Below are 15,347 nucleotides of genomic sequence, written 5' to 3'. Positions count from 1 at the left end.
GACCAATAAGAGAGAGAAACCATGAACCTACCCGCCCAAATCAACCGTCGCACCGAGGATTACCAGCAGTCTGATGCGGCCCACCATATCCATGGGTTTGTCGACCAGAAGGCGCTGAACGCCGAAGGCCCGCGTGTGATGGTGCGCGGCGAGGGCTTGTACCTGTGGGACAGCGAAGGCAAGCGTTACCTGGACGGCATGTCCGGCCTGTGGTGTACCCAGCTCGGTTATGGCCGTCGGGATCTGACCGCCGCCGCCGCCGCGCAGATGGACCAGCTGGCGTACTACAACATGTTCTTTCACACCACCCACCCGGCGGTGATCGAGCTGTCGGAGCTGCTCTTCAGCCTGTTGCCGGGGCACTACAGCCATGTGATCTACACCAACTCCGGCTCCGAGGCCAATGAGGTGTTGATCCGTACCGTGCGCCGTTACTGGCAAGTGGTCGGGCAACCGCAGAAGAAAATCATGATCGGCCGCTGGAACGGCTATCACGGGTCAACCCTGGCAGCCTCTGCGTTGGGCGGCATGAAGTTCATGCACGACATGGGCGGCATGATTCCCGACGTCGCGCACATCGACGAGCCGTATTGGTTTGCCCATGGCGGCGAGCTGACACCGGCCGAATTTGGTCGTCGTTGTGCGCTGCAACTGGAAGAAAAGATTCTGGAATTGGGCGCCGAAAATGTCGCCGGTTTTATCGCCGAGCCGTTCCAGGGTGCGGGCGGCATGATCTTCCCACCAGAAAGCTACTGGCCTGAAATCCAGCGCATTTGCCGCCAATACGATGTGCTGCTGTGCGCCGATGAGGTGATTGGTGGGTTTGGCCGTACCGGCGAATGGTTCGCCCATCAGCACTTCGGCTTCGAACCCGACACCTTGTCGATCGCCAAGGGCCTGACCTCGGGCTACCTGCCGATGGGCGGCCTGGTGCTGAGCAAACGCATCGCCGAGGCGCTGGTGGAGCAGGGCGGTGTGTTCGCCCACGGGCTGACCTATTCCGGCCACCCGGTGGCGGCGGCGGTGGCGCTGGCCAACCTCAAGGCGCTGCGCGATGAAGGCATCGTGCGCCAGGTCAAGGACGACACCGGGCCGTACTTGCAGCAACTGCTGCACGACGTGTTCGGCAACCACCCAATGATCGGTGAGATCCAGGGCACAGGCCTGCTCGGGGCGTTGCAGTTCGTCGAAGACAAGGCCACGCGCAAACGCTTTGCCAACGAAAACGACCTGGCCTGGCAGTGCCGCACCTTTGGCTTTGAAGAGGGCGTGATCATCCGCTCGACCCTGGGCCGCATGATCATGGCGCCGGCCCTGGTGGCCACGCGCGCAGAGCTGGATGAGCTGGTCGACAAGACCCGCATTGCGGTAGACCGCACCGCACGGATCGCGGGAAAACTCTGAAGTGACCTGCCCGCCACCCCCAGGTGCGGGTGGCGGGCAATCTCCATCAGACACGGCTTGAACGGCAGCGAGGTTATCGACTGCCGCGATGGCCCGCATCCCTCTTTCCAGGAGTCACCCATGAATACAATAACAAGCGTGGCCGAAACTCCCTCCCATCACACCTCAACCAAAGCCGCTTCAACGCGCCGCTTTCGCCAGCCGCTGGGGCTGGTCGGGCTGGTGCTGTTCGGCCTGGCCTACATGGTGCCGCTGGCGGTCTTTACCACCTACGGGCTGGTCACGCAGATGACCAAGGGGCACTTGCCGACCGCCTATATGCTGACTCTGGCGGCCATGCTACTGACCGCCTACAGCTATGGTCGCATGGTCCAGGCGCATCCGTTTTCCGGCTCGGTTTACTCCTATACGCGCAAGGCGTTTGGTGCGTACTTCGGTTTTATCGCCGGCTGGACCTTGCTGCTCGACTACATCTTTTTGCCGCTGCTCAGTTATTTGTTGATCGGCATCTACATGTCCGAGTACTTCCCCGCTGTACCGACCGCCGTGTGGGTGCTCGGCTCGATTGCGCTGGTAACCACGCTGAACCTGGTCGGTATCGAGTCCATCACGCGGGTCAACTGGATCCTGATCGTGGCCCAGTTGGTGTTCATCGTGGTGTTCGTGGCGCTGTCGGTGCACAACCTCAACGGTCAGCCGGCGCCCGTTTCGCTGCTGGCGCCATTCCATCATGAAGGCTTCAGCGCACCCTTGATCATGGCCGGTGCGGCGGTGCTGTGTTTGTCGTTCCTGGGCTTCGATGCGGTGTCGACCATGGCCGAGGAAACCCCCAACCCGCGCCGCACCATCCCGTTGGCGATCATGGTGGTGTCGCTATTTGGCGGCTTGCTGTTTTTGCTGGTGTCGTATTTCGCGCAAATGGTCTTCCCGGAATGGAACACCTTCGCCGACCCGGATTCGGCGTCGGTGGATGTGATGCGCCGGGTCGGTGGCGAGCTGTTGGTGACGGCGTTTACCGCGACCTACGTAGCTGGCTGTTTCGCCTCGGCGATGGTCTCCCAGGCCAGTGTGTCGCGGGTGTTGTTTGCCATGGGCCGCGACGGCGCGCTGCCCCGCGTGCTCGGCAAGCTGGTGACGAAAAAGCGCGTGCCGGCTACGGCGATTGTGCTGGTCAGCCTGTTCTCGCTGATTGCGCTGTTTATCACCCTGGACACGGTGGCCAACATGATCAGCTTCGGCGCGCTGTTCGCGTTCTCGGCGGTGAACCTGGCGGTGATCAAGCATTACGTGGTCGACCAGCAGTTACGCGGCACCCGTAATTACCTGCTGTACGCCGCGCTGCCGGCGCTGGGGTTCCTCAGCACGGTCTGGCTGTGGACCAGCCTGTCGAGCTTGTCCTTCACCATCGGCCTGTGCTGGATGGGGGTTGGCCTTATTTGTTTGCTGGGGATCACGCGCGGCTTGCGCGTGAAGATGCCTGAACTGCAGATCGCGGAATAAAACCTTCGCCTGTCCATCGACCTTCATTGGGAGTACACCGTGTTCGACCTTCATTACTGGCAACAACGCGTTGCCCGCCAGACCTTTATCGACACCGCCTTGATCGGTGGTCGGCCCGTGAGCGCAGCCAGCGGGGCGACTTTTGATGCAATCAACCCCGCCACCCACCAGCTGCTGGCGCGTGTGGCCGCCTGTGGTGACGCAGAAGTAGACCTGGCCGTGCGCAGCGCCCGCCAGGCTTTCGAAAGCGGCCCTTGGCGGCGTATGCCGCCGGTTGAGCGCAAGAAAATCCTGATCAGGCTCTCCGAGTTGCTGATGACCCATCGCGAAGAGCTGGCCCTCCTGGATTCGCTGAACATGGGCAAGCCGGTGATGGACGCCTACAACATTGATGTGCCCGGCGCCGCGAATGTATTTGCCTGGTACGGCGAGGCGCTGGACAAGCTTTACGATCAAGTCGCGCCCACCGCGCACAACGCACTGGCGACCATCACCCGTGAAGCATTGGGCGTCGTTGCGGCGGTGGTGCCGTGGAATTTCCCACTCGACATGGCGGCCTGGAAGCTCGCACCGGCGTTGGCGGCGGGTAACAGCGTGGTGCTCAAACCCGCCGAGCAGTCACCCTTTTCGGCCCTGCGCCTGGCCCAACTGGCCCTGGAAGCGGGTATCCCGGAAGGGGTTTTGAATGTGGTGCCGGGCCTCGGCGAAAGTGCCGGCAAGGCGTTGGGCCTGCACCCTGATGTTGATTGCCTGGTGTTCACCGGCTCCACGCAGGTCGGCAAGTATTTTATGCAGTACTCGGCGCAGTCCAACTTGAAGCAGGTGTGGCTGGAGTGTGGCGGCAAGAGCGCGAACCTGGTGTTTGACGACTGCCAGGACCTGGACCTGGCGGCCGAGAAAGCGGCCTTCGGGATTTTTTTCAACCAGGGCGAAGTGTGCTCGGCCAACTCGCGGCTGTATGTGCAACGCTCCATCCATGATGAATTTGTCGAGCGTGTGATTGCCAAGGCGCGTGCCTGGATGCCGGGTGATCCGCTGGACCCTGGCAGCGCTGCCGGTGCCATTGTCGACAGTGAGCAAACCGCCCGCATCATGAGGGCGATCAATCAGGCCCAGGGCGAGGGCGCCAAGCTGCTGGCGGGTGGCGAGCAAGTGAGCATTAATGGCTCCTCCAACTTCATCCAGCCGACGATTTTTGCTGAGGTGACCGGCGACATGCGGCTCTCGTGCGATGAAGTGTTTGGCCCGGTGTTGGCGATCAGCGCCTTTGACACTGAGGAGCAAGCGATACAGCAAGCCAATGACAGCGTCTACGGGCTGGCGGCCTCGGTCTGGAGTGATGGCCTCAATCGCGCGCATCGGGTGGCGCGAGCGTTGAATGTCGGCACGGTGTCGGTCAACACCGTCGACGCCCTGGATGTCGCGGTGCCGTTCGGCGGTGGCAAGCAGTCCGGGTTCGGGCGTGACCTGTCGCTGCACTCATTCGACAAGTACACGCAGCTGAAAACCACCTGGTTTGCGCTGCGATAGCCGAAGCGGTCAGCCGGTCGTGTATTCATGGGTGCGTGGCCGGCGCAGCTTCCTGCAACACCTGCTGGTGCTGCCGGACTACCGCCGCCAGGGCATCGCCCAGGCCATGAAAACGCCTAGAACTCCCCGGAATACTTGACCGCCGCCGCGGCGCGCGAGGGCACTTTCAAACTGCGCAGCAGCGACGACACATGGATGCGCACGGTGAACGGCGAGATCGCCAGGGCCTTGGCGATTTCCTTGTTGGTCTTGCCTTGGGCGATCAGGCGCAGCACTTCCTGCTGGCGCGCGGTGAGGCTGTGGGTGCCCAGCGGCAGCAGGCCGGAGGGAGAAAACTTGACCAGCACTTCGCCTTCGCGGATCGCCAACAGGGCCTGGCCGATTTCATCGGGGCTGATGTTCTTGCCGATAAAGCCATCGGCGCCCAGGGCCATGACCTGATCGATCAGCGCCGGGTCATCGACCATCGACACCACGATCAAGGTGGTGCGCCGCAGTTGCTGGCGCAGGTCGGCCAGTTGGCTCATGCAGGTAAGGCCCGGGAAGCGCAGGTCGAGGATCAGCATGTCGATGTCGCCACACGCGTGGATCAGCGCCTGCACCGCATCGAGGTCGCCGGCCTCTTGCACCACGGCCTCGGGCAACAGGCGCTGCACGGTGCGCAACATGCCTTCGCGAAACATCGGGTGGTCGTCGGCTATGATGATTCGGCCGGTCATGGCGTGCTCCTTCCTGGGGCATGGGTGTGCATTGGCATGCTACTTTAGCACCGCGCCACAGGGACGCCTCTGGCGCGCAAAGGATAGACCGAATGCCGCACAAGGACGTCCCCCATGAGTCATGAGACCAATTCCGAACTCGACCAGGCCAACCTGCGCATCGTGGTGGCCGCCATCGCCATTGTCTACATCGGCGCGCTGGGCTTTTTGCCGGGCCAGTCGGTAGACACCTATTTGCCGGTGATCCTGTATATCGTCGCGTTCCTGCTGGTCTCCATCGCGTTGCGTCAGGTGATTGCGCGCTGGCCAGGGCATTACCCGGCGCGGCGGATATTCGGCATGATCCATGACTACACCGGTACCTCGTTCGGGCTGGTGGTGGGCGGCGAACCGGCATTGCCACTGTATGCGGTGATGGTGTGGGTCAACCTGGGCAACGGCATGCGCTACGGCTCGCGCTACCTGGCGATTGCCACCGGCCTGGCCTTGCTCGCGCTGCTGATCGTGTATCGGCTGACGCCACTGTGGCAGGCGCAGCCGTTCATGGTGCTGATGCTGATGATCACCAGCACGGTGATCCCGGTGTACGCGCATATCTTGCTTGAGCGCACGCGCAAGGCTTCCGAAGAAGCCATCGCCGCCAACCTGGAAAAATCGCGCTTCCTGGCTCAGGCCAGCCACGATCTGCGCCAGCCTATTCACTCCATCGGCCTGTTCACCGCCTGTTTGCGTGAAGCGCAGTTGGGCGAGGCTGAGCAGCGCTTGGTGGACAATATCGACCGCTCGCTGCTCAACGTGTCGCAGCTGTTCCGTTCGATTCTCGACCTTTACACCCTCGACAACGGCAGGCTGTTGCCCAAGTACCAGGTGATTCACTTGGGCGAATTCCTCGCCGACCTGGTGCGCCAACACGCCGAAGCGGCGCATTGGGCCGGGGTGCAACTGCGCCTGCGACCGTGTGCGCATTGGGTACAGGTCGACCCCGCGATGTTGGCGACGATGGTGCAAAACCTGCTCTCCAATTGCTTTAAATACGGCGCACAACGGCCCGTGCTGATCGGCGTGCGCGTGCGCGACGGCGGCTTGTCGGTGGAGGTGCATGACCAGGGGCGCGGTATTGCCGAGGAGCATCAGGTGAAGGTCTTCGAAGAGTTTTATCGGGTCCGCCAACTGCGCGACAAGGACGTCGAAGGCGTGGGCCTGGGGCTGTCCATCGTCAAGCGCCTGGGGCAATTGATGGGGGTGCAAGTGAGCCTGCGATCACGGGTGGGCCATGGCACCTCTGTGAGCCTGCATGGCCTGGCATTGGCGACGGCGCCACGCCAACCGGCTGCGCGCGACGACGCGCGCCAGGCCGGCCTGCTGACGGGGTTGAAAGTCTGCCTGGTGGAAGATGACCACAACGTGCTGCTGGCCACCCAGGCCTTGCTGGAGCGCTGGGGTTGCGAGGTGCAGGCCGAATCCAGCGGGCAAGGCCTGGCCAGCGACTGCGACATCATCGTCGCCGACTACGACCTGGGCAACCACGCCACCGGCATCGAGTGCATCGACGCCCTGCGCGAGCAACGCGGCTGGGCGGTGCCGGCGCTGATCCTCACCGGCCACGACGTGGAGAAAATCCAGGCGGCCTTGCACGACCGCCAGATCGCGATTCTGTCCAAACCGGTGCGGCCTGCAGAACTGCGCGGCACGCTGCGTGACCTCAGCCAATCGGGCGTTACTGGTTAAACGGCGTCAGGCCATTGCCCCGGGCGCCCTTGGGCTGGCAGTAGGCGGCAGGCTTCATCAGGCCAAAGCTGGCCACGGCAAACATGCCACCGCTGGCACCGCTGGGCACGGAGCAGTTGTAATCGCCGGAGGCGGCGCTGGCGATGTAGTAGGTGGTCATGGAGTCGCTGCGTACATTGGAGATACGCTTGACCGGTTCACCGAGGTTGGTTTCCGACAGCGTCTTGAGATGGTCTTCGCTGGGCTTGACGTTGCTGCAACCGGCGACACCGATGATCAGGGCGCCGAGCAGGGTGAGACGGGTAACGGGAGCGTGCAGGTTCATGATGCTTCTTCCTTGGGATTGTTTTGGTTTTTCCAACGCGCAATGCACCCTCGCGCAACAGGTGTGCGGTGCCGGGGGGAGCGTTGGAAGTGCCGAGGAATATAGCGCCGCCGGGTAAAGGGGTCGATTAGCACAAGTGTGCTAATGGCACGGTGAGGTCATGGATGGAGAGAGCAATGCTAGCGATCAAACGCGCCACCCAAGCGGACGCCCAGGCGGCGTTCGACATTCGTCTGTTGGCCATCCGCAGCCAATGCATCGGCGCCTACACCGCTGAGCAAATGGCGCTGTGGACACGCGGCAGCGCCGAAGACGGTTACGACACACTGATGGACAAGCCGTTTTACCTGGGCTGGGTCAATGACGTACCGGTCGCCACCGGCATGCTCGATCTGGACAACAACGAAGTGGGCGCCCTGTTTGTGCTGCCGGCGTTTACTGGCCGAGGTTACGGCAAGACCATGCTGGATCACCTGGAAAAGCTCGCGCGGGAACTGGCGATTGAAGAGGTCGTGCTGGACGCGACGTTGAATGCGGCGAGTTTCTACCGGGCCTGCGGGTATGTGGGTGAGGAGCAGGCGGTGTATCACTCGCCTTCGGGGTTGGCGTTGGCGTGTATCCCAATGGTAAAACGGCTTTGACTCTTGCCACAGTTGAGCTTGTCGCTGGGGGATTTGTGTATGTCGCGATGGCCCTGCGAACTGAGATCTAACCAACACAGCCGATCCCCTGTGGGAGCTGTCGAGCTTTAGCGAGGCTGCGAAAGCGGTGGGTCAGGCTACTTATGTATCGCCAGTGCCGCCGCCTTCGTAGCCTCGCCGGGGCTCGACAGCTCCCACATTGGATCTTTGTTGCTGGGGGGGGTGTATGGCGCGATGGCCCTGCGAACTGAAATCTAACCAACACAGCCGATCCCCTGTGGGAGCTGTCGAGCTTTAGCGAGGCTGCGAAAGCGGTGGGGCAGGCAGCTAATATTTCGCCATTGCCGCCGCCTTCGCAGCCTCGCCGGGGCTCGACAGCTCCCACATTGGATCTTTGTTGCTGGGGGGGTTGTGTATGGCGCGATGGCCCTGCGAACTGAGATCTAACCAACACAGCCAATCCCCTGTGGGAGCTGTCGAGCTTTAGCGAGGCTGCGAAAGCGGTGGGTCAGGCTACTTATATGTCGCCTGTGCCGCCGCCTTCGCAGCCTCGCCGGGGCTCGACAGCTCCCACATTGGATCTTTGTTGCTGGGGGGATTTGTGTATGGCGCGATGGCCCTGCGAACTGAAATCTAACCAACACAGCCGATCCCCTGTGGGAGCTGTCGAGCTTTAGCGAGGCTGCGAAAGCGGTGGGTCAGGCAGCTAATATTTCGCCATTGCCGCCGCCTTCGCAGCCTCGCCGGGGCTCGACAGCTCCCACATTGGATCTTTGTTGCTGGGGGGATTTGTGTATGGCGCGATGGCCCTGCGAACTGAGATCTAACCAACACAGCCGATCCCCTGTGGGAGCTGTCGAGCTTTAGCGAGGCTGCGAAAGCGGTGGGTCAGGCTACTTATGTATCGCCAGTGCCGCCGCCTTCGCAGCCTCGCCGGGGCTCGACAGCTCCCACATTGGATCTTTGTTGCTGGGGGGGTGTATGGCGCGATGGCCCTGCGAACTGAGATCTAACCAACACAGCCGATCCCCTGTGGGAGCTGTCGAGCTTTAGCGAGGCTGAGAAAGCGGTGGGTCAGGCAGCTAATATTTCGCCATTGCCGCCGCCTTCGCAGCCTCGCCGGGGCTCGACAGCTCCCACATTGGATCTTTGTTGCTGGGGGGGTTGTGTATGGCGCGATGGCCCTGCGAACTGAGATCTAACCAACACAGCCAATCCCCTGTGGGAGCTGTCGAGCTTTAGCGAGGCTGCGAAAGCGGTGGGTCAGGCTACTTATATGTCGCCTGTGCCGCCGCCTTCGCAGCCTCGCCGGGGCTCGACAGCTCCCACATTGGATCTTTGTTGCTGGGGGGATTTGTGTATGGCGCGATGGCCCTGCGAACTGAAATCTAACCAACACAGCCGATCCCCTGTGGGAGCTGTCGAGCTTTAGCGAGGCTGCGAAAGCGGTGGGTCAGGCAGCTAATATTTCGCCATTGCCGCCGCCTTCGCAGCCTCGCCGGGGCTCGACAGCTCCCACATTGGATCTTTGTTGCTGGGGGGATTTGTGTATGGCGCGATGGCCCTGCGAACTGAGATCTAACCAACACAGCCGATCCCCTGTGGGAGCTGTCGAGCTTTAGCGAGGCTGCGAAAGCGGTGGGTCAGGCTACTTATGTATCGCCAGTGCCGCCGCCTTCGCAGCCTCGCCGGGGCTCGACAGCTCCCACATTGGATCTTTGTTGCTGGGGGGGTGTATGGCGCGATGGCCCTGCGAACTGAGATCTAACCAACACAGCCGATCCCCTGTGGGAGCTGTCGAGCTTTAGCGAGGCTGCGAAAGCGGTGGGTCAGGCAACTTATGTATCGCCAGTGCCGCCGCCTTCGCAGCCTCGCCGGGGCTCGACAGCTCCCATCGTTGATTTCATTCGGCGCCGAAGGCTGTGCACAGTGTTTGAATAACCTGTTCCACGGTGGGACCTTGGACGGGTGGCGGTGTAAGGCTCTCGCCAAATTCGCGCCATACGAACAGCGTCAGCTCAGCCCCATCGGTCAGCCCTTGTTCCTTTGAGCCAAAACCTTGCAGCATCCGATAGCGCTCATCCCGCCAAAACGCCTGCTCCACCCAGTCATGCACCGGGATGAAGTGAAAGTGCAGCGGCAAGCCCGGCATGTGTCCGTAGCGGCTGATATACAGCCACTTCGGCCGCAGCTGTGCCTCCATCACCCGTTGGGTTTTGGCGAGCAGGCCACCCAGTTCAGCCAACGCGGCCTCGGGCATAGCCGCCAGGGAGTCGATCTGCGCTTTGGCGCCCAGCATCAGGTAACCCGGCAGCTTTGAGGTCAGATGATGATTGAGCAACCAGTGCTCGGTTTCATGAAGGATGAAGGCGGGGTCGATCTGCATGCGCATGCGTCCATGAGAGCCGGGCGGGCAGGATAACAAGCATGGGCGGCTGTATCTCACAAAAGCTGGTGATCTGTGTCTGTCGCTGCGTGTGCCAGGCGGATAGTGTCGTGCCACGTTAACTGACAACCGAGCCCACCATGGAACTCACCGCTGTCCCGTTTGGCACCACCGACTGGTCCACCGTCGAGCCGGAACTTCACCCGGGCATTACCGGCAATGCCCTGTGGCGTACCTGCCACTTCGGCACCACCCGCGTGCGCATGGTCGAGTACACCCCTGGCTATCTGGCCGATCACTGGTGCTGGCGCGGGCATGTATTGCTGTGTCTTGAAGGGGAATTGCACACGGAATTGGAAGACGGCCGCCAGTTCACGCTGACGGCCGGGATGAGTTACCAGGTGGGCAATGACATGGAAGGCCATCGCTCATCCACCCACAGTGGTGCGAAGCTGTTTATTGTGGATTGAGGCGCACGATCAACTTGCCGAAATTACGCCCCTCCAGCAGCCCGATAAACGCCTCAGGTGCCTGGGCCAGACCGTCGATGATGTCTTCGCGAAATTTCAGTTTGCCCTCGGCGATCCACTGCGCAGCTTCCTGCAAGAACCTGTCTTGTTGTTGGTCGACAAATTCGGTCTGGATAAACCCGCGCACCGTCAGGCTCTTGGCGAGGATGTCATGCATCGTCGCCGGCAGCCGGTCGGCCTGTGCGTGCTGGATAGCGCCGTCGTTGTAGTGGGCGATCAGCCCGCACACCGGAATCCGCGCGAAGTTATTGAGCAGTGGGCGCACCGCGTCCCACACCGGCCCGGCGACGTTTTCGAAGTACACATCAATGCCGTCCGGGCAGGCCTTGGCCAGTTGCTCGGCAAAGTCCGGCGCGCGGTGGTCGATGACTGCATCAAAGCCCAGTTCATCCTTCACGAAAGCACACTTGTCGGCGCCGCCGGCGATCCCCACGGCGCGGGCACCCTGCAGCCGAGCGATCTGGCCGACCACCGAGCCGACTGCGCCACTGGCCGTTGCCACCACGACGGTATCGCCCGGTTTTGGCTTACCGATATTCAGCAGCCCGGCGTAGGCGGTAAACCCCGGCATGCCGAGTACACCGAGCGCAGTGGTGGGATGGGCGATGCTGGGGTCGAGGCGGCGCAAATCCTGGCCGTTGGATAAGGCAAAACGCTGCCAACCGGCGTAGGCCAGCACTGTATCGCCTTCGTGCCAATCGCTGTGACGCGACTGTTTGATGCGCGCGACGGTGCCACCCACCATCACTTCGCCAATGCCCACCGGCTCGGCATAGGATTTGGCCGCGCTCATGCGCCAGCGCATATAGGGGTCGAGGGACAGGTAGAGGTTTTCCAGCAACACTTCGCCGTCGGCGGGTTCGGGGACCGGTGAGTGTTCCAGGCGGAAGTCGCTGGTTGTCGGGCGCCCGTCGGGGCGTGCGGCCAAAACGATGCGTGTGTTTTCGGTGTGGTTCATGGCGTATTACTCACTGATTGAACAGGCTGAGCAGCGTAGCCATGGGCAAGCTATCAAGGTAGGCTCATAACAGTTGATTCAGAGTTATGCCAAACATGATATCCGATGCCTTCGAACCGTATTTGCTGCGCACTTTCGTTGCGGTGTGCCACCACGGCAGCCTCAGTGGCGCCGCCCAGCAGGCGGGCAGGGCGCAATCGGCCCTGAGTGCGCAGATTCGCCGTCTGGAGGAGCTGCTTGGGCAACGCCTGCTGCGCCGAACTGGGCGTGGTGTGGTGCCCACCACCGAGGGTGAGTTGTTGCTCAGCTACGCCACACGCATCCTGGCCCTGGGTGAAACGGTCGCCACACGCCTGAAGGAGCGTACGGTGATGGGCACTGTGCGCGTGGGCTTGTCCGAAGACGTGGCGGTCACTACCTTGCCGGCGGCGCTGGGCCGTTTGCGCCGCACCTGCCCGCATATGCACATGGAAATCACCGTGGACCACGGCGATGCGTTAGCGCAGCGCTGGCACGACGGCCTGTTGGATGTGGCCATCGGCGTCAGCTCGGTATTCGCCGCCGACCCGGTGCGCACCTGGAATGTGCCGCTTTATTGGGTGTGCGCGATTGACGATGAAGTCGATCCAGCGCTGCCTCTGGACGTGATCGTGTACGCCGAGCCTTGCGCGTTGCGACGCTTGATGTTCGACGCATTACTGGCGGCCGGTCGCGACTTTCGCGTGACCGTCACCAGCCCGAACGTCGGTGTGATCAGCGCGGCTGTCGAAAACGGTTTGGGCGTTGCCCTGTTGCCTGCCGACAATATCAACCCGCACACCATGCGCGTGATTGCGCTGGCGCCCGCTGGCAATGCCGCATTGAGCGTCAACTATGGGTTGTTCGCGGTGCCGCGCCAGACCGAAAGCATCCGTGCCACGGTCGAATTGCTCAGCGAGGGGTTTCATTTGATGACGCAACCTAGGGTGAAGGGTCTCAGCCTTTGCGATACACCGCCCCCAACTCCCGCGCCAGCCCAATAAAATTCTGCAACGGCGTCGACGGATTAAACGTGCGCCGCACCAAAGTAATCGGCGCCAGCAGCTTGGGCCTGGCGTCTTTTATTCGGCAATACACCACGCTGTCACGGTGCACATCGCGCATCGACGCCGGCACCACGGAGATGCCTTCACCAGCCGCCACCAGGCTGACGTTGGTCAGCATGCGTTCCACTTCAAAGGCAATCCTGGGTTCGAAACCGGCGTTCTGGCAGGCGGTGATCAAGTTGGCGTACATGCCCGGCGCGCCAGGGCGGCGTACCAGAATAAAGCGTTCGTCCTTGAGTGCGCCAATGGGGATGGCGCTGTCGGCGGCAGCCAGCAATGGGTGGCCGGTGGGCAGGACCAGTAGCATTTCTTCGTTGAGCAGGCGGTGGAAGGTCAGGCTTTGATGGGTACTGACCGGGGCGCGCAGGATGCCGACGTCGATGCGCTTTTCGATGGCGTCCTCGGTCAATTCCCGGGCGCTGCCTTCATTGATCGAAAGCTCTACCGCCGGGTAGTGCTCGCGGTAGGCGCGGATGATGCGCGGGATCAGCGCGTGGGCGGCGGCCGAACTGGTGAAGCCGATGGCCAGGGTGCCCTCGATGCCCTGGGCCACGCGGGAGGCCTTGAGTGCGCCATGCTCAACACGCGCCAAAATGGCTTGGGCTTCTTCAAGAAACACCAGGCCACCGGCCGTCAGGTCCACGCCCTTGGGGTGGCGCTTGAAAAGATCGAACCCCAGCTCCTGCTCCAGGGCGCGAATCTGCTGGCTCAGGGGCGGTTGTTGCATGTTCAGGCGTGCGGCGGCACGGGTGAAATGTCGTTCTTCGGCCACCATGATGAAATAGCGTAAATGGCGAAGTTCCATGGTGGCCTATCCCGTGACAAGACGCAGTGGTGGGCGGCCGCAAGCGGCCCGGCCGTCAATATGCCCAAAGCCTGCGACCACCACAATCCGTTCAGCGTTTGCTGTCGGCCAGCTTGTCGAAGGCCTGGTCGAGATGGGTTTCGGCGCCTTTGAGCTTTTCACGCCGCTCCTTGAGCCACTGCTGATCAGCCTGCAGCGTCTTGCGCGCCTCTACCAGCATGCGCTTGACCTCCTGTGGCTGCGGGCCGCCGGTGCCTTTGCGGGTCTGGACCATGTTGGTGGGCGACAGCGCCGCTCTAAAACCTGCTTCATCGAGCGGCAGGGTATTGGGCGTCCATTTGTACTTGTCCGCCGCCTGGCTATACAGCTTCTGCGCGTCGGCATAGGCGAAGGTCTTCGGCGTGGTGCCGTTGCTGCGCGCTTCGGTGACGATCAGCGAGGCAAAGCTGTGGCCGATGCGAAACGGCACTTTGTACTGGCGCTCCAGCGTGTCGGCCAGTTCCATCGAGGTGGTCCATTCCGACTCCAGTTCTTCGAGCGCGCGCTGCGGGTTGATCTGCAGCGCGTCGAGCACCGCGTCGAGGCTGTGGAACATCTCCTGAGTCGAGCGGAACACGCCCAGCGAGTCGAAGGCGAACTTGTAGTCGGTCATGCCGGTGGTGACGTTATGCGCGCGCAAGGTGACGGCCTGGGCCAGACCCACCACGTCAGAGGCACTCTCACGCGCGCGCATCAGCAAGCCCGGGTTGCGTTTTTGCGGCATGGCGCTGCTGGTGTAGGTGGCTTCCTCATCGAGCAACAGCCAGGGGCGAATCTGATGATACTGGGTGTGGATATCGCCAATCATCGCGCCCACACGGATGGCGGACGATGACGCCATATTGGCCGCTTCGATGGGAATGTCATAGGTCGAGACCTGGCTTGAATCCAGCGAGTTTTCGCGCACGCCATCAAAGCCCAGCAGCTCGGCCAGGCGCTCACGGTTCAGCGGATACGCCGAGTTCGCCAGCACGGCGGTGCCCATCGGGCTCTGGTTAAGGCGTGTGTACAGCTCGCGGATACGCTGGCCGTCGCGGTCGAACGCGGCTTCAAAGGCCAGCAGGTAATGCGCATAGCTGATGGGCATGGCCTGCACGCCGTTGGTGTAGGCGGGCACCAGGGTGTCGACGTTTTTGTCGGCGATGTTCAGCAGGCGTTGGCGTGTGGCGTTGAGCGCTTCGCTGTAGGCCAGCACCTGGCTGCGCAGGGCGGCCAGGCGGTAGGTGGCAAGCATGTCCTGGCGGCTGCGGCCGGAGTGGATCAAGGAGGCTTCGGGACCGATCTTGTCGGTCATGATTTTTTCCAGTTGCAGCACATCACTGGGGCGCGTGCCGCCGGGCTGCTCGGCCTGGGCGATGGCGTAGCGCACACCGCCGGCGATCTTCTGGCCCATCTCGGGCTTGACGATGCCTTCTTCGGTGAGCATCACGATCGAGGCTTTGTTGATGCGGTTGAGCCAGGCGAATTGGGTCTGGGTGGGGTCGCCCTTGGCCTTGTGTCCGGTTTGGGAACTGTCGGGCGTGGCGCCGACCTTGGCCGCTTGGGCCGCGCATTGTTCGGTGGTGGTGCAGGGCAGCTCGCCAGTGTTGGCGGCATAGGCGCTGAGGCTGTTGAACAGGGCAAAGGCCACGGCAAGGGAAAGCAGGCTTTTCACAGCACGTTGGGGGGATGTGTTGTTCACAGAGACACCTGATTTA

Annotated in this window: 13 protein-coding genes; 7 read left to right on the top strand and 6 right to left on the bottom strand. The window is 62.1% G+C overall.

Translation table 11 applies throughout. The annotated features are described in order from the left end of the window. Positions 1-21: 21 nt before the first annotated feature. The 3 genes from AB4P96_RS19850 (at position 22) to AB4P96_RS19840 (ending at position 4,434) form a co-directional block, all read left to right on the top strand. A complete protein-coding gene (locus AB4P96_RS19850; RefSeq protein WP_099548717.1) occupies positions 22-1,404 on the top strand; it encodes an aspartate aminotransferase family protein in 1,383 nt (460 codons plus the stop codon). A gap of 120 nt (positions 1,405-1,524) precedes the next feature. Next, positions 1,525-2,904: an APC family permease gene (locus tag AB4P96_RS19845; protein ID WP_395599971.1), complete on the top strand. Its 1,380-nt coding sequence runs from the start codon at positions 1,525-1,527 to the stop codon at positions 2,902-2,904. Positions 2,905-2,943: 39 nt separating this feature from the next. Continuing rightward, positions 2,944-4,434 (top strand): aldehyde dehydrogenase, encoded by a 1,491-nt coding sequence (locus tag AB4P96_RS19840; RefSeq protein WP_236462669.1) that lies wholly within the window; start codon positions 2,944-2,946, stop codon positions 4,432-4,434. Positions 4,435-4,550: 116 nt separating this feature from the next. Here the strand turns inward: AB4P96_RS19840 and AB4P96_RS19835 are convergent, their stop codons facing one another. After that, entirely contained in the window at positions 4,551-5,153 is a 603-nt protein-coding gene (locus tag AB4P96_RS19835) for a LuxR C-terminal-related transcriptional regulator (RefSeq protein ID WP_395599970.1), read from the bottom strand. A gap of 114 nt (positions 5,154-5,267) precedes the next feature. Between AB4P96_RS19835 and AB4P96_RS19830 the strand changes: the two genes are divergently transcribed. Continuing rightward, complete coding sequence (locus AB4P96_RS19830) at positions 5,268-6,881, top strand: hybrid sensor histidine kinase/response regulator (protein ID WP_170038491.1); 1,614 nt, start codon at positions 5,268-5,270, stop codon at positions 6,879-6,881. On the opposite strand, the gene AB4P96_RS19825 is transcribed toward AB4P96_RS19830, so the two are convergent. Then, on the bottom strand, positions 6,871-7,206 hold the full coding sequence (locus tag AB4P96_RS19825; protein WP_017134555.1) for a hypothetical protein: 336 nt from the start codon (positions 7,204-7,206) through the stop codon (positions 6,871-6,873). The genes AB4P96_RS19830 and AB4P96_RS19825 overlap by 11 nt on opposite strands. A 176-nt stretch (positions 7,207-7,382) precedes the next feature. Between AB4P96_RS19825 and AB4P96_RS19820 the strand changes: the two genes are divergently transcribed. Then, the gene (locus AB4P96_RS19820; protein ID WP_017134556.1) at positions 7,383-7,847 is read left to right on the top strand and encodes a GNAT family N-acetyltransferase; all 465 of its coding nucleotides are present in this window, start codon (positions 7,383-7,385) and stop codon (positions 7,845-7,847) included. A 1,903-nt stretch (positions 7,848-9,750) separates the two neighbouring features. Here AB4P96_RS19820 and AB4P96_RS19815 read toward each other — a convergent pair. Then, positions 9,751-10,233 (bottom strand): HIT family protein, encoded by a 483-nt coding sequence (locus AB4P96_RS19815; protein ID WP_395599969.1) that lies wholly within the window; start codon positions 10,231-10,233, stop codon positions 9,751-9,753. 140 nt (positions 10,234-10,373) lie between these two features. Here AB4P96_RS19815 and AB4P96_RS19810 point away from each other — a divergent pair, with 140 nt between their 5' ends. Further along, positions 10,374-10,703, top strand: coding sequence for a DHCW motif cupin fold protein (locus AB4P96_RS19810; RefSeq protein WP_017134500.1), 330 nt, complete (start codon positions 10,374-10,376; stop codon positions 10,701-10,703). Here the strand turns inward: AB4P96_RS19810 and AB4P96_RS19805 are convergent. Further along, positions 10,690-11,721, bottom strand: coding sequence for an NADP-dependent oxidoreductase (locus AB4P96_RS19805; protein ID WP_395599968.1), 1,032 nt, complete (start codon positions 11,719-11,721; stop codon positions 10,690-10,692). The genes AB4P96_RS19810 and AB4P96_RS19805 overlap by 14 nt on opposite strands. Before the next feature lie 86 nt (positions 11,722-11,807). Here AB4P96_RS19805 and AB4P96_RS19800 point away from each other — a divergent pair, with 86 nt between their 5' ends. Next, positions 11,808-12,743 carry a LysR family transcriptional regulator gene (locus AB4P96_RS19800; RefSeq protein WP_395599967.1) on the top strand — a complete coding sequence of 312 codons (936 nt, stop codon included), beginning with the start codon at positions 11,808-11,810 and terminating at the stop codon, positions 12,741-12,743. Here the strand turns inward: AB4P96_RS19800 and AB4P96_RS19795 are convergent. After that, positions 12,697-13,611, bottom strand: coding sequence for a LysR substrate-binding domain-containing protein (locus AB4P96_RS19795; protein WP_395599966.1), 915 nt, complete (start codon positions 13,609-13,611; stop codon positions 12,697-12,699). The genes AB4P96_RS19800 and AB4P96_RS19795 overlap by 47 nt on opposite strands. A gap of 91 nt (positions 13,612-13,702) precedes the next feature. Continuing rightward, a complete protein-coding gene (locus tag AB4P96_RS19790; protein ID WP_395599965.1) occupies positions 13,703-15,331 on the bottom strand; it encodes an argininosuccinate lyase in 1,629 nt (542 codons plus the stop codon). Between the last annotated feature and the right edge of the window lie 16 nt (positions 15,332-15,347).

The organism is Pseudomonas sp. B19125 (assembly GCF_044218855.1).
GTDB lineage: Bacteria > Pseudomonadota > Gammaproteobacteria > Pseudomonadales > Pseudomonadaceae > Aquipseudomonas > Aquipseudomonas edaphica.
The sequence above is the reverse complement of the archived record's forward strand: the minus strand, read 5'-3'. Positions and strand labels throughout refer to the sequence as shown.